The sequence below is a fragment of the Rhodoferax mekongensis genome (genome assembly GCF_032191775.1).
Taxonomy (GTDB): domain Bacteria; phylum Pseudomonadota; class Gammaproteobacteria; order Burkholderiales; family Burkholderiaceae_C; genus Allorhodoferax; species Allorhodoferax mekongensis.
The window spans coordinates 3,802,328-3,824,415 of the sequence record NZ_CP132507.1; the positions used below are offsets into that span (position 1 = coordinate 3,802,328).

Genomic DNA, 22,088 nt, shown 5'->3' on the forward strand with positions numbered 1-22,088 from the left:
CGGACTCAGGCCAGGGTCACGCGGGCAAACTTGCGCTTGCCCACTTGCAGCACGTAGGTGCCCGCGCCGAGCTTCAAGCCCTTGTCGCTCACCACGTTGCTGTCCACCCGCACACCGCCACCGTCAATCAGGCGGTTGCCCTCGCCGCTGGAGGCGGCCAAGTTTGCTGACTTCAGCAGCGCGGCAATGCCCACCGCTGCACCACCTTCGCCCAAGGGCAAGGTGATTTCGTCGATCTGGTCGGGTATGCCGCCCTTGCTGCGGTTGATGAAGTCCTGCTCTGCCGCATCAGCGGCAGCAGCGCTGTGGAATCGCGCCGTGATTTCTTTGGCCAGCGCGACCTTGGCGTCTTTGGGGTTGCGCCCGCCCTCCACCTCGGCCTTCAGCGCAGCAATCTCCGCCTCGCTCTTGAAGCTGAGCAGCGTGTACCACTTCCACATCAGCACGTCGGAGATGGACAGCACCTTGGCGAACATCGTGTTCGGCTCTTCCGAGATGCCGATGTAGTTGTTCTTGCTCTTGGACATTTTCTCCACGCCGTCCAGCCCCTCGAGCAGCGGCATGGTCAAGATGCACTGGGGTTCCTGGCCGTATTCGGCCTGCAGGGTGCGGCCCATGAGCAGATTGAACTTCTGATCGGTGCCGCCCAGCTCCAGGTCGCTTTCCAGCGCCACGGAGTCGTAGCCCTGCATCAGCGGGTAGAGGAATTCGTGCACCGCAATAGGGGTGCCGGCCTTGAAGCGGTCATGGAAGTCATTGCGCTCCATCATGCGGGCCACGGTGTAGCGGCTGGCCAGCTGGATCATGCCGCGCGCGCCCAGCGGGTCGCTCCACTCACTGTTGTAGCGAATTTCTGTTTTGGCGGGGTCCAGCACCAGGCTGGCCTGGCGGTAGTAGGTCTCAGCGTTCACCTTGATTTGCTCAGCCGTCAAGGGCGGGCGGGTGCTGTTGCGGCCGGACGGGTCGCCGATCATGCTGGTGAAGTCACCGATCAAAAAGATCACCGTGTGGCCCAGATCTTGCAGCTGGCGCATCTTGTTCAGCACCACGGTGTGGCCGATGTGGATGTCAGGCGCTGTAGGGTCCAGCCCCAGCTTGATGCGCAGCGGTTTGCCGGTGGCCTCGGATCGGACTAGCTTTTTCACCCATTCGTCTTGCGGGAGCAGTTCTTCCACGCCGCGCAGGGTGACCGCAAGGGCCTCGCGCACACGATCGCTTACAACTAACTGAGGGCTTAAGGCTTGATTCATAAGGGTTTTTCTTGTGGCCGGGATCGGAGCGAAGGCTATACTGCCCGCTCCCTTCAGCAACGCAAGCGTTGCCAGCGGCTGGATTTTAGTCGGGCCGCATCCCCCATACCGGAGTCTTTGATTTGAAGCATGGACTGAACCAGGCTGTAGAGCAGTGCGTGGTGCGTGCCGCGGCTCTCGTGCAGCAGTATCCCAAGCGTATAACCGCCATCATTGCAGCCCTGCTGGTGGGCGGCACAGGCGCCACCTTTGCCGTGGCCAATTTCGCACCGGACGCATCGGACTTGCCGGTACGCACAGTGGTCGAGACCGTACAAAGCGACCTGCTCGCCGCTCGCAATGAGGACATCAGCGAGCTGGCGATGCGCCTCTACCGCTCGGAAACCACGCGCTCCAGCGACACGGCTGACACCCTCCTCAAGCGCCTCGGGGTGATTGACCCGCAGGCTGCCGCTTACTTACGGGCTGATGCTCAGGCGCAGTCTGCATTACTGGGCCGCGCCGGCCGCAACGTCACTGCGGAAGTCAACGAACGCCAAGGGTTGCTCAAGCTCAGCGCTCGCTGGAGCCCTGTTGATGACGGCACCTTCAAACGCCTGACCATCGAAAAGACGGTGAGTGGCTTCCGCTCCCAAGTGGAAACGCTGCCTTTGGTGGCCAACACGCGCCTGGCCAGTGGTGTGATCAACAGCTCGCTATTTGCCGCCACCGACGACGCTCGCCTGCCGGATTCGATTGCGACCCAAGTGGCAGAGATTTTTTCGGGTGACATCGATTTCCACCGCGCGCTGCGCAAGGGCGACCGATTCTCGGTGGTGTATGAAACCCTGGAAGGTGATGGCGAACCGATGCGCGCGGGGCGGGTACTCAGCGCCGAGTTCGTGAATGCCGGCAAGCCTTTCCAGGCCATGTGGTTCAAGGACCCGGTGGCTCCCGGCAAAGGCGGTTACTACACCCTGGCCGGCGAAAGCCTGCGCCGCGCCTTTCTGGCCTCTCCGCTGGAGTTCTCCCGCGTAACCAGCGGCTTCAAAATGCGCTTCCACCCCATTTTGCAAACGTGGAGAGCCCATCTGGGCGTGGACTATGCAGCGGCTACCGGCACACCCGTGCGCAGCGTTGGTGACGGCACCGTGGACTTTGCAGGTGTGCAGGGTGGTTTTGGCAATGTAGTGATGGTCAAGCACCGGAACAACCAGACCACCGTGTATGCCCACTTGAGCCGTATCCATGTCAAAAAGGGCCAAAACGTTTCGCAAGGTCAGAACATCGGTGCGGTAGGCGCCACGGGCTGGGCCACAGGACCCCATTTGCACTTTGAGTTCCGCGTCAATGGCGTGCACCATGATCCGTTGACCATCGCGCGCCAGAGCGAAGCGGTACCGGTGTCGACCGCGGCCAAACCCTTGTTTGACAAGGCTGCACAAAGCGTACGTGCACAGCTGGCCAGTGCTGCCCAGTTGACTCCAGGCTCGGCTGAGTAAGCCACGGCCAGCCTGTGTCAGAGCTTTACATCGGGCTGATGTCCGGCACGTCGCTCGATGGCGTGGATGGTGTGCTGGCCGACTTTTCTGGCGAGAGAATGCGCGTCCTGGCGCATCAGGCGTCCCCATTTCCCGATGCTTTACGCGCTGAGTTTCTGGCACTTAACGCCTCCGGCAGCGACGAAATTCATCGTGGCGCATTGGCAGCCAATGGGCTGGCCCGCTTGTATGGCTCGGTGGTTGGCAAGCTGTTGCAGGAGACCGGGCTGCCCCCTTCTGCCATTTGTGCCATCGGAGCCCACGGCCAGACCGTTCGGCACCGGCCTGGCGAATTCGATGGCACCGGTTACACCGTCCAGCTGAACCAACCGGCACTTTTGGCAGAGCTGTGCGGCGTGGACGTAGTTGCGGACTTTCGCAGCCGGGACGTCGCAGCAGGCGGACAAGGCGCCCCTTTGGTGCCCCCTTTTCATCAAGCGTTCTTCAGTCCCCACGGCGAGCGCCTGGCCGTCTTGAACATCGGCGGCATCTCCAACCTGACACTGCTGCACGCGAGCGCGGAGAACTCCGTACTGGGATTCGACTGCGGCCCGGGCAATGCATTGATGGACGGCTGGTGTCACCGCCACACCGGACAGCATTTCGACAATGGTGGAGCGTGGGCAGCCTCCGGCACCGTGTTGCCAGACTTGCTGGACCACATGTTGGCCGAGCCCTTTCTGCATCGCCAGCCGCCCAAGAGCACAGGACGTGACCTATTCAGCGCTGCGTGGCTTGAGAACATTCTCAAAACCCATGAAGACCGGCATGGCCCTGCAGCTTCGGTAGATGTCCAAACCACGCTCACAGAACTCACAGCAGGCGCTTGTGCGGATGCTTTGCGCCGGAATATGCCGGGATGCACGACTTTGGCAGTGTGTGGGGGAGGCGCGTACAACCAGTATTTGATGCAGCGCATCCAAAAGCTGCTACCTGGCTGCAAAGTTCAAAGCTCTGATGAACTCGGGCTGCCTCCCTTGCAAGTGGAGGCTACGGCCTTCGCATGGCTGGCACGCCAAGCCATTCTGCGGCACACGGCCAACCTTCCAAAAGTTACGGGCGCCAGAGGCGCCCGCATACTGGGAGCAATTTACCCCGCCTGACTCATCAGGCGCGGCGGGATGGTGCTTCAGGTCGAGAATGAAGAGCCGCAACCGCAGGTGGTCGTGGCGTTCGGATTCTTGATCACAAACTGGGCGCCTTGCAAGTCTTCCTTGTAGTCAATCTCGGCGCCAACCAAGTATTGGTAGCTCATCGCGTCAATCAACAAGGACACACCGTTTTTGGTCATGGTGGTGTCGTCTTCGTTGGTGATTTCATCGAAGGTAAAGCCGTATTGGAAGCCGGAGCAACCACCGCCCTGCACGAATACACGCAGTTTCAAATCAGGGTTGCCTTCTTCGGCAATCAAGTCAGCCACTTTGGCCGCGGCACTGTCGGTAAACAGGATCGGGGCGGGCATGTCAGTTTGGATGTTTTCGGCAACAGCGCTCATGGCAGCTCCATTCAGATTCAAGAATTGGCAAATAGTACAGGAATTCGCTCGGGAATTCTTTTACTGGTTATTTGCCGCTAGTTTCAGTGTGGGTTTTTCTTCACCAGCCAGCATGGGGCGCAACTGACCCGCGATGAGAGCACCCTGGTGCATCTCCAGTGCGGCGTATTCAATGTCACCTTCAATACGGGCTTTGGGCTGGAGTTCCAGCATGCGCCGGGCATGGATAGGGCCCTTTACGGTGCCATTGATGATGATGTGGTCTGCAGTGATCGCGCCGGTAATGCTTGCAGAATCCGAAATCACCAGAATGCTGGCCACGGCCTCTGCTGCCAACACATTCCCAACAATGACTCCGTCTACGCGCAAGCCATCCGAGAATGACAGGTTGCCCTGAATTTCGGTGCCATCGGCAATCAGGCTTTTGATGGGGGGCTGCTTATTTTTGTTGAACATGGCGTATCTCGTGATGACCTAGAGCTTGAGGGTCTGGGTCGCGCGGACCGTCGTACCTTCAAGGACACGTGCTGACACACTTTTCACCACGGTTTGAGGAGGGAGTTGGAACTCCCCTTCCAAACGCCCGTACTGCTTGAGCTTGACGGGCATGGCGCCGTCCGGCAACGAAGCGGTCCAGGTTTTTCCGTTGGCCGTACCCACCAGAGTTATTTCCAAACGACCTGCAAACTCTTGGGTGTTACGGCCGGCCTGCATGACCAGCGCCTGCCATTTTAGTGTGGTCGGGGATATCAGTTCTGCCTGAAGACCCCGGATCGCTACGCCCTCGGTGCCACCTGACGGGATCAGCTTCTCAAAAAAACCGAGGTCGTCCCGCAATGTGCGGTTGTCCGCCTCCAGTTGCTTGACCTGCGCGATGAGTTTTTCCTGGGCGGCTCTTTCTGCCGTCACCAAGGTATCCGCCGTGTTGGCAATCGATTGGGCCTTGTCCCGCTCGGCCTTCAGGGTCAGCATTTCCGTTTGGAGAGCGGCAGCGTTGGCCCTGAGCTGCATCAATTCGTCTTTGGAGCCTTTTTCCAGACCAGCAATGTCTTTGCCGAACTCAAACGCCCATAAACCAATGGCAGCACAAAAGCCCAACACGATGGCAAGCAAGGCCCAGCGGAATGGCCACGGCAATGCACTGCGCACGGCCATGCGAGGGGCACTGATGGTGAGGCGGCGGCGTAATAGACGGAATCTCATGGAGGGCGAAGTCTATCAGCCAGAAAGAAAAAAGCCGCCTGAGTTTGCACTCTGGCGGCCTCCGGATTGCAACGCAATGTTGCAGCGTGATTAACGCTTGGAGAACTGCTTGCGACGACGTGCGCCGTGGAAGCCGACCTTCTTACGTTCCACTTCACGTGCGTCACGAGTTACGAAGCCGGCTTGGCTCAGTGCGGGCTTGAGGCTCGCGTCGTAATCGATCAAAGCACGTGTGATGCCGTGACGGGTAGCACCCGCTTGGCCGGATTCACCGCCGCCAGCAACGTTGACCATGATGTCAAACGATTCTGCGTGATTCGTCAACAGCAGGGGTTGCTTGCAGATCATGATGGAGGTTTGGCGACCGAAAAAGTTTTCGATGTCCTTACCGTTCACGGTGATCTTGCCAGTGCCTTTTTTGAGGAAAACGCGGGCGACGCTGGATTTGCGACGGCCTGTTCCATTGTTCCATTCACCAATCATGTGAGCTCCTTACAGTTCCAACACTTTGGGTTGCTGGGCAGTGTGGGGGTGCTCAGCACCACCGTACACCTTGAGCTTCTTGATCATGGCGTAGCCCAGGGGCCCCTTGGGCAGCATGCCCTTGACGGCTTTTTCCAAAGCGCGACCGGGATGCTTGGACTGCATGTCACGGAAGTTGGTGGCTGTGATACCGCCGGGGTAACCGGAGTGGCGGTAGTACACCTTGTCCAAGGACTTGGTGCCAGTCACTTTGAGTTGGGCTGCGTTGATAACGACGATGAAATCACCGGTATCGACGTGAGGCGTGTAAATGGCCTTGTGTTTGCCGCGCAAACGGAGAGCAACTTCGCTGGCTACTCGTCCGAGGACCTTGTCGGTCGCGTCAACCACAAACCACTCGTGCACGACCTCAGCGGGTTTTGCGCTGAATGTAGACATGAGTTTTCTCTTTAAAAAGAAGGTTTGGGAGGGCTCTTTTCCACGGTCGGCGTTCCTCTGATGGGAATCTCTTAGGTGGGGTTCAGTCCTTCGCCGCGGAGCCACAAAAGCGCTGCGAAGCCCTCGATTATACAAAGAGCTGGCGAATTCACCAAATGGGGCTCGAACTGCTCAGTTACGGGCCTTGTTCTGCTCTTCCCAGTGTTGGCGGTCTGCCACGCAAACCGGCAGATGGTAAAACTCAGGTTTCTGGCACGCCCGGTAGACGCACATGGTCCGGGTCAGGATGCTGGCCTCCGCACAAATCGCAACCGGATCTTTGGCGGGAGCGGGTTTGTCTTCCAAAGGCTTGGCATCAGTGCGTGGCTGCGGCTTGGATGTCACCGCCTTGTCAAAAGCCGCTACAGGCGCCTGAGCCACAGGCTTTGCAGGGACAACCGTACGCTGCGCGCTACCCATCGCCTCCGAGCCAGGCGCCTTGGAAACATTGGCAACAGCCGGTGCAGTCGGCTTGGACACGGGCAAGGAGTCGGCGGGCACGGAGGGCGTCTTTACCGGCTCTGGGATCACCGCCTCAGGGGTAGAGGCGGGCGTGGGCGGCATAACGACCGCTGAAGGAGGAACGGTCGGCCGCACCCACCACGCGATTAGCGCCAGCAGCAATACCGCCGGCACCAGCCAAAGCCAAAGCGGCATGCCCTTACTGACCTTCGCAGAGCCTCTGACAGCGCGTGGTTTGGCCGCCGTGTCGGCCCGTGACGGGGTTTTGACAGTTTTGGAATGGTCGTAAGTCGAGGGCTGGAAAACAGTATCCGGAAAGTCCGATGCGGGCTGGGTCGTCAACAACTCAGTCGTAATCGGCGACGGATCATCACCGGTCTCGGCCAAGGTAACCGAATCGCCCAAAGCTTTGCGCCAATCAAACCGGGCCAGGTCAGGAGGCGATTTCATGCCTATTTCTCGGGCAAAAGCCTCAACGCTGGCCGTGCGCTCGGTGGGCTCAATGGCCAGTGCGTGCGAAATCGCCTGTACAAAGCTATCGGAGTAGGTCTGGTTGAAATGCGTCTGGGCCGTTTGTGTGACCTGCTCAAAGCTCGGCATACGGTCCCGCACGGCCCGGAAGGTGGCAGGCAAAGGCGGCTCATTGCAAATGCAGCCGTGCATCACGGCGGCAACGGCATACAAATCTGTCCAAGGGCCTTCCTGCATATCCTGAGCGTCGGCATATTGCTCAATAGGTGCGTAATTCACCTTGAGCACCGCCGTATGTTTGTGGCTGGTGTCCAGAATCGCGCGGCGGGCGGCGCCCAGATCCAGCAGCACCGGCGGTCCGACGTTTTGCAAGAAGATATTGTCCGGCGATACATCGCGGTGCAAGGTGCTGTTGTCGTGAAGCACCTTCAACCCCGCCAGCACCGACCACAGAACCGACTGAAGCCACGCCTGAGGCGGCGGACCGCTCATGCGACGCCTTGCCTCCTTCAGTGTGATGCCCTCGTAGAGGGGCATGGCCATATAGGCAGTGTTATTTGCCTCCCAGAAGCGGTACACCTTCACCAGAGACGGGTGGTCAAACCGTGCCAGCAAACGCGCCTCGGCCATAAAAGAACGCAAGCCTGAATCGAACGATCCAGTGTCCACTGCGGACTTGACGGTGACAGCTTGGTTGCCATCACGTCCCGCCAAACTGGTGGGCATGTATTCCTTGATGGCCACCGCCCTGTGCAAGGAGTGGTCGTAGCCCCGGTAAACCATGCCGAAACCACCAACGCCCAGCAGCCCTTGGACTTCGAATTCAGCCAATCGGGTTCCGGGTGCAAGGGCGTCCAGATGCCCGGCCGCGGTGGCCTTGGGTTTACTGGTCGGTGTGGTGATGTCAGCCATGGGGAGAGGTGAAATCTGTTCTTTTATGCCCGCAAACGCCCGAAAAAGGCGCCTTTCCAATCCAGATGTCAGCAGGCATCCCGGGGCGCTGGGTATCATAGGGGATGTTCAGTTACCGACACGCCTTCCACGCCGGCAACCATGCCGACGTGCTAAAACACACCACATTGCTGGCTGTATTGCGTCACATGACGCAAAAAGAAACCGCCCTCAACGTCTTTGACACCCATGCCGGTGCGGGCTTGTACCGGTTGGATGGCGACTTTGCCAAGACCAGCGAGGAAGCCGCCGAGGGCTTTCTGAAGCTGGTTGCCACCAAGCCTGAAAAGCCGTTTGCCCCCGCGTTGCAAGACTACATCGACATGGTGGCGGGCTTTAACGCCGGCAACCATTGGTCGGTGTACCCCGGCTCGCCCTTCATCATCCAAAGCCTGCTGAGCGGTCGCGACAAGCTCAAGCTCTTCGAGCTGCACCCCACCGACACCAAAACACTGATCGCCAACGTTGCCCAGCTGGAAGCCGGCCGACAAGTCACCGTGCTGCGGGAAGATGGTTTTGAAGGGCTCAAGAAGTTTTTGCCTCCACCATCACGCCGTGCGCTGGTGCTATGCGACCCCAGCTACGAAGTCAAAAACGACTACGCCCGCGTGGTCGGCATGGTGGCAGATGCCATGCAACGCTTTGCAACCGGCACGTATGCGGTGTGGTACCCCATCATCCCTCGCCCGGAAGCGCACGACCTGCCCAAAAAGCTCAAGACCATGGCGAACAAGGCCGGCAAGTCTTGGCTGCACGCGACACTGACCGTCAAGTCCAGCAAGCTCACGCAGGATGCCCAAGGTGAAGTGGTACGCCCCGGACTGCCCGCCAGCGGCATGTTTTTGATCAACCCGCCCCACACCCTCAAAGCAGCACTCAAAGATGCGCTGCCGCAGATGGTGGAGCTGCTGGGTCAGGACACCAACGCGACGTCCACCCTGAACGCCGGCGGCTAAGGCCCTGGCGCGTTAAGCGCCCAGGCCCAGGTTCTCGCACAAAGCCAGAGTGGGCGCACTCTGGTTCATGGTGTAGAAGTGCAGTGCAGGCGCGCCACCGGCACGCAGCTGTTCGCACAAGTCTGTCACTACCTCCAGACCGAAGGCCTTGATGGAAGCCACATCATCCCCGTAGCTCTGCAGCCGCAGACGAATCCAGCGGGGAATCTCTGCACCGCAAGCGTCCGAAAAGCGCATCAACTGGGTAGAGCTGGTGATGGGCATGATGCCGGGCACCACAGGCACGGTGATGCCCAATGCATCCACCTCTTCCTGGAAGCGGAAGTAGGCGTCAGAGTTGTAAAAGTACTGGGTGATCGCTGAATTGGCACCTGCTTTCACCTTGGTGGCGAAAGCCAGCAAATCGCTCGCCGGCGACTTGGCTTGCGGGTGCACTTCCGGGTAGGCCGCCACCTCGATGTGAAAGTCATCGCCCGTCTCGGCACGGATGAATGCCACCAGGTCGCTGGCGTAATGGAACTCGCCGCCAGCACCGTAACCGCTGGGCAAGTCGCCCCGCAAGGCCACCAATCGTTTCACGCCCATGGTCTTCAAGGTAGCCAATTGCTCGCGCACGGTGGACTTGGTCGCCCCCACACACGAAAAATGGGACGCCGCGCTCACGCCCTCTGACAGGATGTCGCGCACGGTGTTGAACGTACCTTCCTGGGTGGAGCCGCCTGCACCGAAAGTCACCGAGCAAAACTCAGGCTTGAGCCCGTAGAGCTGCTGGCGCACGGTGCGCAGCTTTTCAGCGCCTTCCGGCGTTTTGGGCGGGAAAAACTCCAGGCTCAGTGGAATCCGTTGGTTGGTAGACATAGTCATCTCCGTCTCCCGCGCCTGCATGGCAGGCACCGGGTTCAGCCCGCCTTGCGGGCACAAATAAAGAATTCGCGGTTCCCGTCTCCACCTTCAATGGCGGAGTCGAACCAATGCGTCACGGTCAGCCCCAGATCGGCGCAGGTATCGCGCAAGCGCTGCTCCACGATGGGGTACATGGCCGGATCTTTGACGATACCGCCCTTGCCCACCTGACCCGGCTGCAATTCAAACTGCGGCTTCACCAAGGTCAGCATGATGCCGCCCTCTTTCAACAAGGGCACTGCAGCAGGCAATACCAGGGTCTGCGAAATGAAGGACAGGTCAGCGACCAAGAGGTCAAACGGCGGCGCAAACTCAGGCGGCAGCTCCACGGCCTCTTCGTCAGCATCATCCGACGCATCCACGGGCGGGCGGGCGTCGTCTTCGTCGTCGAAGTCGTCCTCATCATCCCAGCCGTCATCGCCATCGGGTTCAACATCAAATTGCCCACCAGCGCCCGTGCTGTCTGCGTAGGCAGCTATCAAATCTGCAGCGGACAGGGTACGGGCATTGACACTCTCGACACACAGCACGCGGGTATCGTCGCGCAGCGTTGGGTGCAGCTGGGCACTGCCCACATCCACACCCACCACCGATTGCGCGCCAGCCTGGAGCAGGCAGTCGGTGAAGCCACCGGTGCTCTGCCCCACATCCAGACAACGCAAGCCGGTGACAGACAAGCCAACGTGCTTCAGCGCCGCCTCGAGCTTGAGGCCACCGCGGGACACATATCGCGCTTCGGAATCATCGAGCAAACGGATCTTGGCGCCATCGGGCACGTCGTCGCCATTTTTGGCCACACGCTTCCAGACTTCGCCCGAAAGCTCCATCTTCAGCCACTCCACGCCATCCGCAATCAGGCGCTGCGCCTGCGAGCGGGTGCTGGCCAGCCCGCGCTGCACCAAAAGTTGATCAATTCGCATCGTTATCCAAAGTTATTTGCCCCTAAAGCCAGAGACACCGCGGGACCGGCTTCGCCGGACCGCAGGTGTCGCCCCCTCGAGGGGGAGGCGCTACAAGCGCCTCGGGGGTGTCAGTACCTGTACGTGTCTTTCTTGTACGGACCGGCTTTGCTCACGCCGATGTACGCAGCCTGCTCGTCGGTCAGTTCGGTCAACATGGCGCCGACCTTCTTCAGGTGCAAACGTGCCACTTTTTCGTCCAGGTGCTTGGGCAACACATAGACCTTGCCGGCCTTGTAATCCTTGGGCTTGGTGAATAGTTCGATCTGGGCGATCGTCTGATTCGCAAAGCTGGAGGACATCACAAAGCTGGGGTGACCGGTACCGCAACCCAGGTTCACCAAGCGGCCCTTGGCCAACAGGATGATGCGCTTGGAAGCCTTCTTGCCCTTGGCGGGGAAGATCACGTGGTCCACCTGGGGCTTGATCTCTTCCCACTTGCACTTGGACAGGGAAGCCACATCGATTTCATTGTCGAAGTGACCGATGTTGCAGACGATGGCCTGGTCCTTCATCGCATCCATGTGCGCGTAGGTGATCACGTTCTTGTTGCCGGTGGTAGTCACGAAAATGTCGGCCTTGTCGGCAGCGTATTCCATGGTCACCACTTTGTAGCCTTCCATGGCGGCTTGCAGGGCGTTGATCGGGTCGATTTCGGTCACCCACACTTGGGCGGACAGTGCACGCAGCGCTTGGGCAGAACCCTTGCCCACGTCACCGTAACCCGCCACCACAGCCACCTTGCCGGCGATCATCACGTCGGTCGCGCGCTTGATACCGTCCACCAGCGATTCGCGGCAACCGTACAGGTTATCGAACTTGCTCTTGGTCACAGAGTCGTTCACGTTGATGGCACGCAGGGCCAGAGTGCCCTTGGCGGACATTTCTTCCAGACGCATCACACCGGTGGTGGTTTCTTCAGTCACGCCGATGATGTTCTTCAGGCGACGGCTGTACCAGGTGGGGTCCACCTTCAGCTTGGCCTTGATGGCATTGAACAGGCACACTTCTTCTTCGCTGCCGGGCTTGGCCAGCACCTTGATGTCTTTCTCAGCGCGAGCGCCCAGGTGCATCAACAAGGTGGCATCGCCGCCGTCGTCCAGAATCATGTTCGGGCCTTCAGCCGCAGTGCCCTTCTTGCCACCGAATTCAAAAATGCGGTGGGTGAAGTCCCAGTACTCTTCCAGCGACTCACCCTTGTGGGCGAACACGGGCGTACCCTTGGCCACCAGCGCAGCGGCTGCGTGGTCTTGGGTGGAGAAGATGTTGCAAGAAGCCCAACGCACTTCGGCGCCCAAGGCTTGCAGGGTTTCGACCAGCACGCCGGTCTGGATGGTCATGTGCAGGGAACCGGTGATGCGTGCGCCCTTGAGCGGCTGGCTCTTGGCGAACTCTTCACGGATGGCCATCAGGCCGGGCATTTCGGTTTCGGCGATGGTCAGCTCTTTGCGGCCCCAATCGGCCAGGCTCAGGTCGGCAATTTTGTAGTCTTCAAATTGGGCGACGACCGCTTTGGCGGCAGCTACCGCTTTGGTGGCCTTCACGGCTTTGGGGGTCTTGGCGTTCTTAACCAGTTTCAATACAGCGCTCATGGTGTGCTCCAAACGTTGATTTGCATTGCCACTGGCGCACACGGGGGTTTTTGAGGCCACTCACCGCACACATTTCCAGTGGGTGAGCGCCGTTGGGGGACACGATGCAGGGCGCATCGTGGGTTCCGAGCCTCACTCGCGGTGCCGGTATGGGCACTTGGCGGGCTGCAACGCTCCTCGGAAGCTGCGGATTTTAACCTCGTGTCGATTGCCGCACCAAGCCACTGGGTCAAAGTCACCCGACCGCGTCCGGCCTTCAGGCCGCTGGGCCGGTACTGGTACCCACCTGCAATGCCGGCTGGCGCAACAGCTGGTAAGGGCCGCCCTCGGGGTCGCGCAGCACCTTCATCACCATCTCAGCCAAAGCGAAACCGGTGGTTTGCGGGGTGGGCTGGGTCACGGTGGTGACGTCCAAGCCGGTGAGCAAGGTGTCCTGCGGAATGTCGCCATGCACCACGACCGAGATGTCCTGCCCCACCCGCAACTTGGCATCCATCAGTCCACGGATCAGGCCCACGCCGCCCAGGTTGTTGTCCACCAGCACAGCGGTCGGCCGGGGTGACAAGGCCAAGACCTGCGCCACGGCATTCAGGCCGCTGCGCCTGTCGTTCACCCCCCCTATGCAATAGCCGGGCGGGCACTCCACGCCTGCTGTCTTCAGGGTGCTGATGTAGCCCCGATGGCGTTGAAAGGCGAAGTTCAGCTCCAGCGGCGCGTGCACATAGGCAATGCGCGTATGGCCTAGGGCGAGCAAGTGCTCCACCGCCAACTGGCTGCCAAGGTCGTTGTCAAAGTCCAGCCAGGAGTAATGCGCGCAGTCGGCCGTGCGGCCGTAGCCCACAAAGGGGTAGTTGTTCTCCAGCAGAAAATCCACACGCGGGTCCTGCACCCGGGTGTTGGGCACGATGACCGCATCCACCCGGCCACCCCGGAACAGGCGCTCGTAGATTTCGAGCTCGGTCTCGTTCTTGGCCACCGCCAGCAGCAAGTCCTGGTGCTCACGCTCCAAGCGCTCGCCCAAACCATCGGCCATGTCCAGAAACTGCGGGTTACCCAAGTTTTCGACCGCAGCGGAATACACAATCCCGATCGCATCGGTATTGCCGCGCACCAGCCTGCGCGCACCCGCATCGGGGCGGTAGCCCATGGCGTCTGCCATTTCCTTCACACGGGTGCGGGTCAGGGCATTGACGTCGGTGTACCCGTTCAGGGCCCTGCTGACCGTGGAAGTGGACAGACCCAATGCCTGGGCCAACTGCTTGATGCTCACGCGTGTCTCCGGGATTGCTCGTTTGTTATGGGGATGAGTTTAAGGCCTGCCCCGCGCGCGGCTGTCGAGGCGGCTCTGTAAAATACGCCCTCTTCTCCTGCGGCCCGCCTGTGATGCGCGGCCCACCCGACCCTGGACCCCCCTGTGACCTACGCACCCGAGACCCGCCGCCGCCGCACTTTTGCGATCATTTCCCACCCGGACGCCGGCAAGACCACGCTCACCGAAAAGCTCTTGCTGTTCTCGGGCGCGATCCAGATCGCCGGTTCGGTGAAGGCCCGCAAAGCCAGCCGCCACGCCACCTCCGACTGGATGGAAATCGAAAAGCAGCGCGGCATCTCTGTGGCCTCGTCGGTCATGCAGATGTCGTACCGCGACCACGTGGTCAACCTGCTCGACACCCCCGGACACAAGGACTTCTCGGAAGACACCTACCGCGTGCTGACCGCCGTGGACTCGGCCCTGATGGTGATTGACGCCGCCAACGGTGTGGAAAGCCAAACCCGCCGCCTGATCGAGGTCTGCCGCCAGCGCGACACACCCATCATCACCTTCGTGAACAAGATGGACCGCGAAGTGCGCGACCCCTTGGACATCATGGACGAAGTAGAGCGTGAACTGGGCATGCCCTGCTGCCCCATCACCTGGCCGGTGGGCCAGGGCAAGAGCTTTGGCGGCATCATCAATTTGCTGACCAAGAGCATGACCGTGTTCCAGCCCGGCAGCGAAAAGCGCCCGCAAGACTTCGAGACCATTGCGCTGTCGGATGCCGACAACCTTCGCGCACGCTTTGGCCAAGCCTTTGACGATGCACTGGAGAGCATGGAACTCGCGGTGGGTGCATCTTCCGATTGGGACCACGACGCCTTCCTGGCCGGCAAACTCACGCCGGTGTTCTTCGGTTCGGGGGTGAACAATTTCGGTGTGATGGAAGTTTTGGACGCGGTGGTGGACATGTCTCCGCCACCGGGCCCGCGCGTGGCCTACACCGAAGTCAACCGCAACCGCGAAGCCCGAACCATACAGCCCGACGACGAGAGCTTCTCCGGCGTGGTGTTCAAGGTGCAAGCCAACATGGACGCCAACCACCGCGACCGCATTGCGTTTGTGCGCGTGGCGTCCGGCAAGTACACCCCCGGCATGAAGATGAAAGTGCAGCGCACCGCCAAAGAATTGCGTCCTACCAGCGTGGTGACCTTCATGAGCCAGCGCCGCGAAGCGGTGGACGAAGCCTACGCGGGCGACATCATCGGATTTACCACCCACGGCGGCGTACAGCTGGGCGACACCATCACTGATGGACCCAACCTGCAGTTCACCGGCCTGCCTTTCTTTGCGCCCGAAATGTTCATGACCGTGGTGCTCAAAAACCCGCTGCGCACCAAGCAGTTGCAACAAGGCCTGATGCAGCTGGGGGAGGAAGGCGCCATCCAGGTTTTCAAACCCGATGCCGGCGGCAACATGCTGCTGGGCGCCGTGGGGCAATTGCAGTTTGAAGTGGTGCAACACCGCCTGAAGGCAGAGTACGACTGCGATGTGCGACTGGAAAGCTGCCAATACACCGGCGCCCGTTGGATCACGGCTGACAACGCCGCCGATCTGCGCGACTTCGAAACCGCCTACCCACTGCGTATGGCGCACGACGCGGCCGATACCCTGGCCTACCTCTGCACCAGCCCCTATGACGTGCGCCTGGCGCAAGAGCGCTTCCCCAAAATCCACTTCCACCCGCTGCGCGAGCATGCGGGCTTGGCACTGCAAACCGCAGGCTAACCAAGAGGCCCCCACGTGAAACCCCTGGCGCAATGGCCGGTGGACAGCCGCCGTGCCATCCGCGGGGTGTTCACCGATATCGACGACACCCTCACCCACGACGGCCACATCGCCCCAGAGGCGCTGCAAGCGCTGGGCGATTTGAAGGTTGCGGGGCTCACGGTGATTCCCATCACCGGGCGGCCCATCGGCTGGTGCGAGCCCTTCATGGCGGGCACCAATGGCCCGTCCTGGCCGGTGGATGCCATGGTGGCCGAGAACGGGGCTGTTGCGTTTGTGCCCGGCGCTGCCAACGCGGTTACAAGCCAAATCGGCCTCCAGCGCCCTTCGGATATGCGCGAGGTGCTATCAAAAAGATATCAACAAAGTGCCGAGGTGCGTACCGCCAATCGACAGCGCATGGACGCCATTGCCGCCCAGGTCTGTGCCGAAGTGCCGGGCATGGAGCTCAGCCGCGACAGCGCGGGACGCGAGACCGACCTCGCGTTCGACTACGCCGAATTTGCCCATCACTCGCCCGAAACGGTGCAACGCGTGCTGGCCCTGCTGCAAAGCCACGGCATGCAAACCACGGTGAGCAGCATCCACATCCACGGCTGCTTCGGGGACTTCAACAAATGGACCGGCGCCTGCTGGATCGTCCGCGAGCTGCTGGGCCGCGACCTCAGCACCGAGCTGGACCAGTGGGTGTTTGTGGGCGACTCGGGCAACGACCAGGCCATGTTTGAGCACTTCAGGCACAGCGCGGGCGTGGCCAACATTGCGCGCTTTGTGCCACAGCTCAGCCACCTGCCGACCTACCTCACGCCTTCTGCGCGAGGCGCAGGTTTTGCCGAGGTCGCCCGCGCCATTCTGGAAGCACGTTCTTTTGCATAACGACCCCACCACCGGCGCCACTGCGCACCCCAGCTCCCGCACGGGCTTGCTGGCCGTGTTCGGCTCCACGCTGTTTCAGCTCTCGGGCGTCTTTATGTTGTCGCCGCTGATGCTGGTGCTGCTCACAGAGCGGGAGGTGTCCACCACCATCGCCGGCCTGTTTGCGGCGACGACCTGGCTGGGCATATTCATCGTGACGCCCTTTGCGTCAGCGCTCACACGGCGATGGGGCCGTCGGCGCGCCATGTGGTTTGCCTCCGGCGTGCCGCTGGCAGCGGCAGTGGGCTTCTTGAGTACCGACTCCATACCGGTGTGGTTTGTGTTGGAGCTTCTGGCGGGCATTGCAGGCGGCATGCGCTGGGTGCTGGCCGAGGCCTTGATTGCCGAGTTCTCGCCGCCCGAGCGCCTGGGGCGCACCATGGGCATGTACGCCACCATGGTGGGCGCGACCTTCATCATCGGCCCCAGCCTCTTGGCCTGGGCCGGCAGCACAGGGCATGTGGCGCTGGGTCTGGTGATCGCACTGCTGACCCTGGGCCTGGTATGGACGATGTTCATACCGCCCATCTCCACCCCAGCAGAGGCCGGCAACACCAGCGTCGGACCGCGCGGCCTGTGGCAGGCGGTGCAGCAGCACCCCATCCTGATGCTGGCCGGGTTTATCGGCGGCTTCTTTGAGCTGGGCTTGGCCTCCATCCTGCCGCTCTACGGCCTGAGCATGGGTCTGGGCGCCAGTGCAGCCGCGTTGTTGATTTCTGTGAGCGGTCTGGGCAGCACGCTGGCAGCCATTCCAGTGGGCATGGCTGCAGACCGGTTTGCCGACCCGGTGCGTGGCCGCCGCAGCCTGATGGTGGCCGTGGCCGCCGTCGCCTTAGTGTGTGCTGCAGCCCTGCCTTTGGTGGAGCACGCCATCTGGGTCGCGTGGCCGGTGGTGTTTTTGCTCGGCGCCGCCGGCAGCAGCCTCTACACCCTGTGCATGACCGACATAGGCGCACGCGAAAAAGGCATTGCCTTGGTCAACTGCACCGCGGTGCTGGTGTTGAACTACACCTTGGGCGGGCTGGTGGCCTCCGGCATCAGCGGCGCGCTGATTGACTGGTCGGCCACGGTGGCTTTTCCGGCGGTATTGATTCTGGTGGCGGCCGTGGGTCTGGCCGCCCTGCTGCGCGCCCGCCGCAACCCGGCCTGATCCGCCACCGCGCGGCCTTGCCGCCCTTAACGCTTATTTGCCCGAGGTCGCTTTTTTGACGACTTTGGCCGCTGGCTTGGCAGACTTGGCTGCCGGTTTTTTAGCCGAAGCCTTGGCCTTGCCTTTAGATGATGCTTTTGCAGATGCTTTGGCTTTGGCACCCGCCTTGGCTTTGCCCTTGGCGGCCGACTGCTTGGCGCTCTTCACCGTCACGGCCTTGCCCGGCGGGGGCAGCAAATCTTCCATGGTCAGGCCATAGCGCTCGGCCATGTTGGCCCACCCGGTGCCCCTCGCCTTTTGGGGCAAGACCCCATCCATCACCTGTTCGCCCTGCGGAGTGCGCAACACCCCGCCATGCAGCGCCGCCTGCAGCTGATCCGGATTGGGGTAGGCCACGCCTTGCTGCGCCAGTGCGCCTTGCGCGAGCTTGAGCGCCAGGCGTACTTCGCCGTAACCCAAAGGTCCGGTCGCTGGTTCTTTGCTGGCCGCACCTTCGGTAGCCGTCGGGCGGCCGCTGCGCAAGGTGGTGACCAGTTGATCCGCATCGTGGCGGTTGCCGATCCAGCCACCGAACTCGGAGATAAGCCGCTCCGTAGAAGCTGCGTTGTCGAGGGTGGCTGTCACGCCCTGGGCCAGCACCAGTGCGGGGGTAGCCACGGCACAAGCCATGGCTACAACGGTGGCGCGCACACCGCGCCGCAGCCACACGGGGCTGCAGATTTGAAAAATCGAAGTCATAAACGCAAGCTTAGCCGCTCCGGGCGGGCTGCCCGCCCCGGCGCGTGTTACGGATTGGTAAAGCCCTGCAACACATTCACCGCATTCACCCCCACCTCTTCCACGGCGTAACCGCCTTCAAAGATGAACACGGTGGGCAAGCCGGCTTTCGCCAGGCGCTCGCCGATGCGCAGGTAGTCGTCCGTCTTGAGCTTGAAGCCGGAAATCGGGTCGCCCTCAAAGGTGTCCATGCCCAGCGACACCACCAATGCATCTGCGCCAAATTTGGCAATGCCCGCCAAGGCAGTCTCCAGGGCCTGGGCCCAGCTGGCGTAGTCGGTACCGCGAGGCAGTGGCAGGTTGAGGTTGGCCCCCCATCCAGCGCCGGAGCCAGTTTCATCCGCATGGCCCAGATAGAACGGGTACTCGGTGCGCGGGTCGCCGTGAATGCTGGCGAAGTACACATCGGGCCGGTCGTAAAAGATGGCCTGCGTGCCGTTGCCATGGTGGTAGTCCACATCCAGCACCGCCACTTTGTGCATCCCAGCATTGCGCAGGTGCTGTGCCGCCAAAGCTGCGTTGTTCAGGAAGCAGTAGCCGCCGAAAAAGTCCGCCCCTGCGTGGTGGCCGGGCGGGCGGCTCAGGGCGAAGGCAGCACGGTCGCCGGCCAACACCGCTTGCGCGGCACTCAATGCGCAGTGCGCTCCGGCGCGAGCGGCCACCCAAGTACCGCTGGTGAAGGGCGTGCCCGCGTCGTACGAATACAGCCCCACCTTGGCGGCAAAGTTGTCAGGTTCAATGTCGGTGCGGAAGGTGCGCGTGGGCCAGACGGAGGGCAGGATGTCCTTGTCCGCATTGGCTGCGTCCAACGCCACCCACTGGTCCCAGGCGGTTGCCAAAAAGTTCAGGTAGCGCGGGCTGTGGATGGCGGTGAGCGCCGCCTCGTCAAAGGCTTGCGGCTCCAGCACCGCGCCCAGCTGGCGGCGTTGCAGCTCGGCCAGCACATGGTCGGCACGGGCCGGCACCTCAAAACACGGCACCAGCGCGCCGCGGAACATTTCGACTTTGCCCTGGTGTTGGGCGTGGAGGTGGTTGTAAAAGGTTTTCATGATGGATTACGAAACATATTGGCCACTAGCGCCCGTGGAATATGCGCGAGCAGCTATTAAATAAATAGCAAATCAGTTCCGGGGACGGATCACCAGTTCATCGTATCCGGTGAGCGAGTCCGGCTCGCGGGTGAACTGCCAGTCGGGCAGCAGGCCCAGCAGCACCTCGGCGGTGGTGAGCACGATGCAGCCAGGCGCCACATGCCCGCCCAGCACCTGCCCCGTGGTGGTGGAAATAGCCATGTGCATGTGCGAACCGGTCTTGTCACCACTGGCAGCCACGGTGCCCGAGAGGGTGAGTATCTCCATGCTTTCGGTCAGCCGCGTGGGCTGCGCCGCGCCCGCTAGCCGGATGCCCGCCGTGGACAGGCTGCCGATGCCGGACAACACAAACGCTGCGCGGCAGTTTTGGGCGAGAACCGCGGCTTCCAGCGTGGCGCGCAGGTCTTGGCCGGGGGTGAGGCGGATGGGGAGAGTTTTCATAGTATCTATGCCAAATCAGGCTCTAGCGCTCATGGATATTGCGCGAGAAGCTATCAAAACAGAAGCGTATTTGATGGCTACTTGCGACCTCATCCGACTGCCAACTTGCGATACGCCTGATCTGGCCGATTTGGCACATCAGGGAATCTCAGCTCAAGCTGTCCCTTCTTCACCATCCCGCCAAGAATGCGACCCTGCAGGTTTTCCGCGTCACGGTTTAACAAAGCAGCCAAATCCTTGGAAGTCAGCCAACGGCCATCGCACAGGCGCAAAACCAATGCTTGCATTTCAGCCGCAGGCAGCTTTCCTTTGATGCGTGCGGGCTCCGCCAATAACAGGAGTTCCAGAGGCCAATGAGGGGAGTTCGCCGCCAAATGAGGGGAGTCCCCGGCCAATTGAGGGGAGCTTTGGGGGGAGTCCACCCCCAAATGAGGGGAGCCCCCGTCTGATTGGGGGAAATCCTCCGCCACGCGGTAGCTGGCCCAGCGCCGTTGATTTTGCTGCGTCAGCAGGCCATCGCGCACCAGGCTTTGCAGCACGCCGGTGATGTCTTTGGAGTGTTCCCCGGTGATTTCCTGCATGCGGCTGTTGGTCACGCTGCCTTCGACCTGTGCAGTCACCACGGCCTGCACCGCCGTCTTGTCCAGCTTGGCAAACCGGTCGCCAAAGCGCACGCGTAGCGCCTGGTCCACCTCGTCGGGAATCAGGCTAACCATGGGCAACACCAGCTTCACCCGGTCGGGCTGCAAAACCTCTTCCAACCGGGGCGAGCGCCAATGCTGTGCACGCCAACCGGCCCGAATCTTATCCATGCCGGAGCCGGCCTTGTCGCCGCCGCCCATAAGCTGGAACATGAGCTGCAAACTCTTGTTACGACACTCGCTTACGCCACCTTGCAACAACTGCACCCGCGACACCAGCAGCGAACCGGGATTGGACAACTCAATGCGGTCCGGGTAGCGCTCTATCACCACGCCGCCTTGCCCGCGATGGTCGGCGTGCACCAATGCGTTCACCACCGCCTCGCGTAGCGCCTCGTGCACCGGCGAGTCGTCCTTGCGGTACAGCTCTCGATCCAGCTGAAATGGCATCCTCAAGTCGCCCGACAGGCGCTGCATCACCCTCACATAAAACTGGAAAAGGTTGTTCTCCCAGGTGCCATCGGGCAACACACGGTCGGTCCAGCGCACAGCGGGGTCGTCAGACAGACGCTCGCGATAGTCCACATGAAAACCGGGCAACGCATCGCGCAAGGCCTCAAACCGACCAAACATCAACAGGCCTGCCACGGTGGCACCTTCCAAACCCGTGGCACGGTCGCGACGCAGGGCGCTCAACTTGGTGAGCAACGGCGCATCGTCGAGCAGCAGCCACGGATGGTCTGGCGCGCGGGACGCAAAGCGGTTGCGGTACTGCTTCACCGTCTCGGGGTCAAAGTCTGCCTGTCCAAAATGCTCCACGATTTGCGAGTCCGCAGGCGTGTCGGACTGGTCGGCCAACATGCGGCGCACCTCATCGTCCGAGCAGCGGTAGTCGCCTTCATCTGCTCGCCGGTAGGTGCCCGTCATCGGGTTAGGCCCCACAAACACCGGGCGCTGCAACCGGGATGCGCGTGGCACATGCACCACCACAAACTGACGGCCCTCGTCTTCCACCGTGCGCACATCGTCATCGCGCAGCAAATTTGCGCTGACCTTATGTCGGTCGTTCAACTGCCCCCACAACACCGTGCGCAGCTGCGCGGCATCGGGCACGCCCTCCCACACCAGGCCAGAAGCCTTCTCGGCCACGCCCAGCACAATGGTGCCGCCCTGCGTGTTGGCCATGGCGGAGTAGGACTCCCAAAAACTGCCCGGCATGCCACCGCGCGCCGACTTGAATTCGGTGTCGATGCCCTCGGTGCTGGACTGCAAGGCGGAGAAGAGGTCGAGCTGGCGCATTGATGGGCC

The 22,088-nt window shown here is 61.3% G+C and carries 21 protein-coding genes and 1 riboswitch; of the genes, 6 read left to right on the plus strand and 15 right to left on the minus strand.

Annotated elements, in window-relative coordinates; genetic code table 11:
* Window positions 1-5: 5 nt before the first annotated feature.
* Window positions 6-1,250, minus strand: coding sequence for a tyrosine--tRNA ligase (tyrS, locus tag RAN89_RS18200; protein WP_313867622.1), 1,245 nt, complete (start codon window positions 1,248-1,250; stop codon window positions 6-8).
* A 122-nt stretch (window positions 1,251-1,372) separates the two neighbouring features.
* Here tyrS and RAN89_RS18205 point away from each other — a divergent pair, with 122 nt between their 5' ends.
* Both RAN89_RS18205 and RAN89_RS18210 read left to right on the plus strand, forming a co-directional pair.
* Window positions 1,373-2,731 carry a M23 family metallopeptidase gene (locus RAN89_RS18205; RefSeq protein WP_313867623.1) on the plus strand — a complete coding sequence of 453 codons (1,359 nt, stop codon included), beginning with the start codon at window positions 1,373-1,375 and terminating at the stop codon, window positions 2,729-2,731.
* 14 nt (window positions 2,732-2,745) lie between these two features.
* Complete coding sequence (locus RAN89_RS18210; protein WP_313867624.1) at window positions 2,746-3,873, plus strand: anhydro-N-acetylmuramic acid kinase; 1,128 nt, start codon at window positions 2,746-2,748, stop codon at window positions 3,871-3,873.
* Window positions 3,874-3,899: 26 nt separating this feature from the next.
* On the opposite strand, the gene erpA is transcribed toward RAN89_RS18210, so the two are convergent.
* The 6 genes from erpA to RAN89_RS18240 all read right to left on the minus strand — a co-directional run bounded on the left by erpA (window position 3,900) and on the right by RAN89_RS18240 (window position 8,273).
* Window positions 3,900-4,265 carry an iron-sulfur cluster insertion protein ErpA gene (erpA, locus tag RAN89_RS18215; RefSeq protein WP_138517021.1) on the minus strand — a complete coding sequence of 122 codons (366 nt, stop codon included), beginning with the start codon at window positions 4,263-4,265 and terminating at the stop codon, window positions 3,900-3,902.
* A 60-nt stretch (window positions 4,266-4,325) separates the two neighbouring features.
* Entirely contained in the window at window positions 4,326-4,721 is a 396-nt protein-coding gene (locus tag RAN89_RS18220) for a bactofilin family protein (RefSeq protein WP_313867625.1), read from the minus strand.
* An 18-nt stretch (window positions 4,722-4,739) separates the two neighbouring features.
* The gene (locus RAN89_RS18225) at window positions 4,740-5,468 is read right to left on the minus strand and encodes a DUF6776 family protein (RefSeq protein WP_313867626.1); all 729 of its coding nucleotides are present in this window, start codon (window positions 5,466-5,468) and stop codon (window positions 4,740-4,742) included.
* A 90-nt stretch (window positions 5,469-5,558) separates the two neighbouring features.
* Window positions 5,559-5,951 carry a 30S ribosomal protein S9 gene (gene rpsI, locus RAN89_RS18230; RefSeq protein ID WP_087495114.1) on the minus strand — a complete coding sequence of 131 codons (393 nt, stop codon included), beginning with the start codon at window positions 5,949-5,951 and terminating at the stop codon, window positions 5,559-5,561.
* Window positions 5,952-5,960: 9 nt separating this feature from the next.
* Window positions 5,961-6,389 carry a 50S ribosomal protein L13 gene (gene rplM / locus RAN89_RS18235; RefSeq protein WP_087495115.1) on the minus strand — a complete coding sequence of 143 codons (429 nt, stop codon included), beginning with the start codon at window positions 6,387-6,389 and terminating at the stop codon, window positions 5,961-5,963.
* Window positions 6,390-6,560: 171 nt separating this feature from the next.
* Window positions 6,561-8,273, minus strand: coding sequence for a serine/threonine protein kinase (locus RAN89_RS18240; protein ID WP_313867627.1), 1,713 nt, complete (start codon window positions 8,271-8,273; stop codon window positions 6,561-6,563).
* 104 nt (window positions 8,274-8,377) lie between these two features.
* Here RAN89_RS18240 and RAN89_RS18245 point away from each other — a divergent pair, with 104 nt between their 5' ends.
* Window positions 8,378-9,268 carry a 23S rRNA (adenine(2030)-N(6))-methyltransferase RlmJ gene (locus tag RAN89_RS18245; protein WP_313867628.1) on the plus strand — a complete coding sequence of 297 codons (891 nt, stop codon included), beginning with the start codon at window positions 8,378-8,380 and terminating at the stop codon, window positions 9,266-9,268.
* Window positions 9,269-9,280: 12 nt separating this feature from the next.
* Here the strand turns inward: RAN89_RS18245 and metF are convergent, their stop codons facing one another.
* The 4 genes from metF to RAN89_RS18265 form a co-directional block, all read right to left on the minus strand.
* Window positions 9,281-10,132, minus strand: a complete 852-nt coding sequence (gene metF / locus RAN89_RS18250) for a methylenetetrahydrofolate reductase [NAD(P)H] (protein WP_313867629.1) — start codon at window positions 10,130-10,132, stop codon at window positions 9,281-9,283.
* A 35-nt stretch (window positions 10,133-10,167) separates the two neighbouring features.
* The gene (locus RAN89_RS18255) at window positions 10,168-11,091 is read right to left on the minus strand and encodes a TlyA family RNA methyltransferase (protein WP_313867630.1); all 924 of its coding nucleotides are present in this window, start codon (window positions 11,089-11,091) and stop codon (window positions 10,168-10,170) included.
* A gap of 110 nt (window positions 11,092-11,201) precedes the next feature.
* Window positions 11,202-12,722 (minus strand): adenosylhomocysteinase, encoded by a 1,521-nt coding sequence (gene ahcY / locus RAN89_RS18260; RefSeq protein WP_313867631.1) that lies wholly within the window; start codon window positions 12,720-12,722, stop codon window positions 11,202-11,204.
* A gap of 77 nt (window positions 12,723-12,799) precedes the next feature.
* A riboswitch (S-adenosyl-L-homocysteine riboswitch) is annotated at window positions 12,800-12,907 on the minus strand.
* Between the two features lie 71 nt (window positions 12,908-12,978).
* The gene (locus RAN89_RS18265; protein ID WP_313867632.1) at window positions 12,979-13,992 is read right to left on the minus strand and encodes a substrate-binding domain-containing protein; all 1,014 of its coding nucleotides are present in this window, start codon (window positions 13,990-13,992) and stop codon (window positions 12,979-12,981) included.
* Between the two features lie 144 nt (window positions 13,993-14,136).
* Between RAN89_RS18265 and RAN89_RS18270 the strand changes: the two genes are divergently transcribed.
* The 3 genes from RAN89_RS18270 to RAN89_RS18280 are packed head-to-tail and all read left to right on the plus strand — an operon-like array spanning window position 14,137 to window position 17,830.
* Complete coding sequence (locus tag RAN89_RS18270) at window positions 14,137-15,765, plus strand: peptide chain release factor 3 (RefSeq protein ID WP_313867633.1); 1,629 nt, start codon at window positions 14,137-14,139, stop codon at window positions 15,763-15,765.
* A gap of 15 nt (window positions 15,766-15,780) precedes the next feature.
* Entirely contained in the window at window positions 15,781-16,641 is an 861-nt protein-coding gene (locus tag RAN89_RS18275; protein ID WP_313867634.1) for an HAD-IIB family hydrolase, read from the plus strand.
* Window positions 16,634-17,830 (plus strand): MFS transporter, encoded by a 1,197-nt coding sequence (locus tag RAN89_RS18280; protein WP_313867635.1) that lies wholly within the window; start codon window positions 16,634-16,636, stop codon window positions 17,828-17,830. Before RAN89_RS18275 ends, RAN89_RS18280 begins: the two co-directional genes overlap by 8 nt.
* 33 nt (window positions 17,831-17,863) lie before the next feature.
* On the opposite strand, the gene RAN89_RS18285 is transcribed toward RAN89_RS18280, so the two are convergent.
* From RAN89_RS18285 to RAN89_RS18300, 4 genes are all read right to left on the minus strand, one after another.
* Window positions 17,864-18,568, minus strand: a complete 705-nt coding sequence (locus RAN89_RS18285) for a hypothetical protein (RefSeq protein WP_313867636.1) — start codon at window positions 18,566-18,568, stop codon at window positions 17,864-17,866.
* 47 nt (window positions 18,569-18,615) lie between these two features.
* The gene (locus tag RAN89_RS18290) at window positions 18,616-19,656 is read right to left on the minus strand and encodes a histone deacetylase family protein (protein WP_313867637.1); all 1,041 of its coding nucleotides are present in this window, start codon (window positions 19,654-19,656) and stop codon (window positions 18,616-18,618) included.
* Window positions 19,657-19,728: 72 nt separating this feature from the next.
* Complete coding sequence (locus tag RAN89_RS18295; protein ID WP_313867638.1) at window positions 19,729-20,139, minus strand: PPC domain-containing DNA-binding protein; 411 nt, start codon at window positions 20,137-20,139, stop codon at window positions 19,729-19,731.
* Between the two features lie 89 nt (window positions 20,140-20,228).
* Complete coding sequence (locus RAN89_RS18300) at window positions 20,229-22,079, minus strand: RNA/DNA-binding domain-containing protein (RefSeq protein WP_313867639.1); 1,851 nt, start codon at window positions 22,077-22,079, stop codon at window positions 20,229-20,231.
* Window positions 22,080-22,088 lie beyond the last annotated feature (9 nt).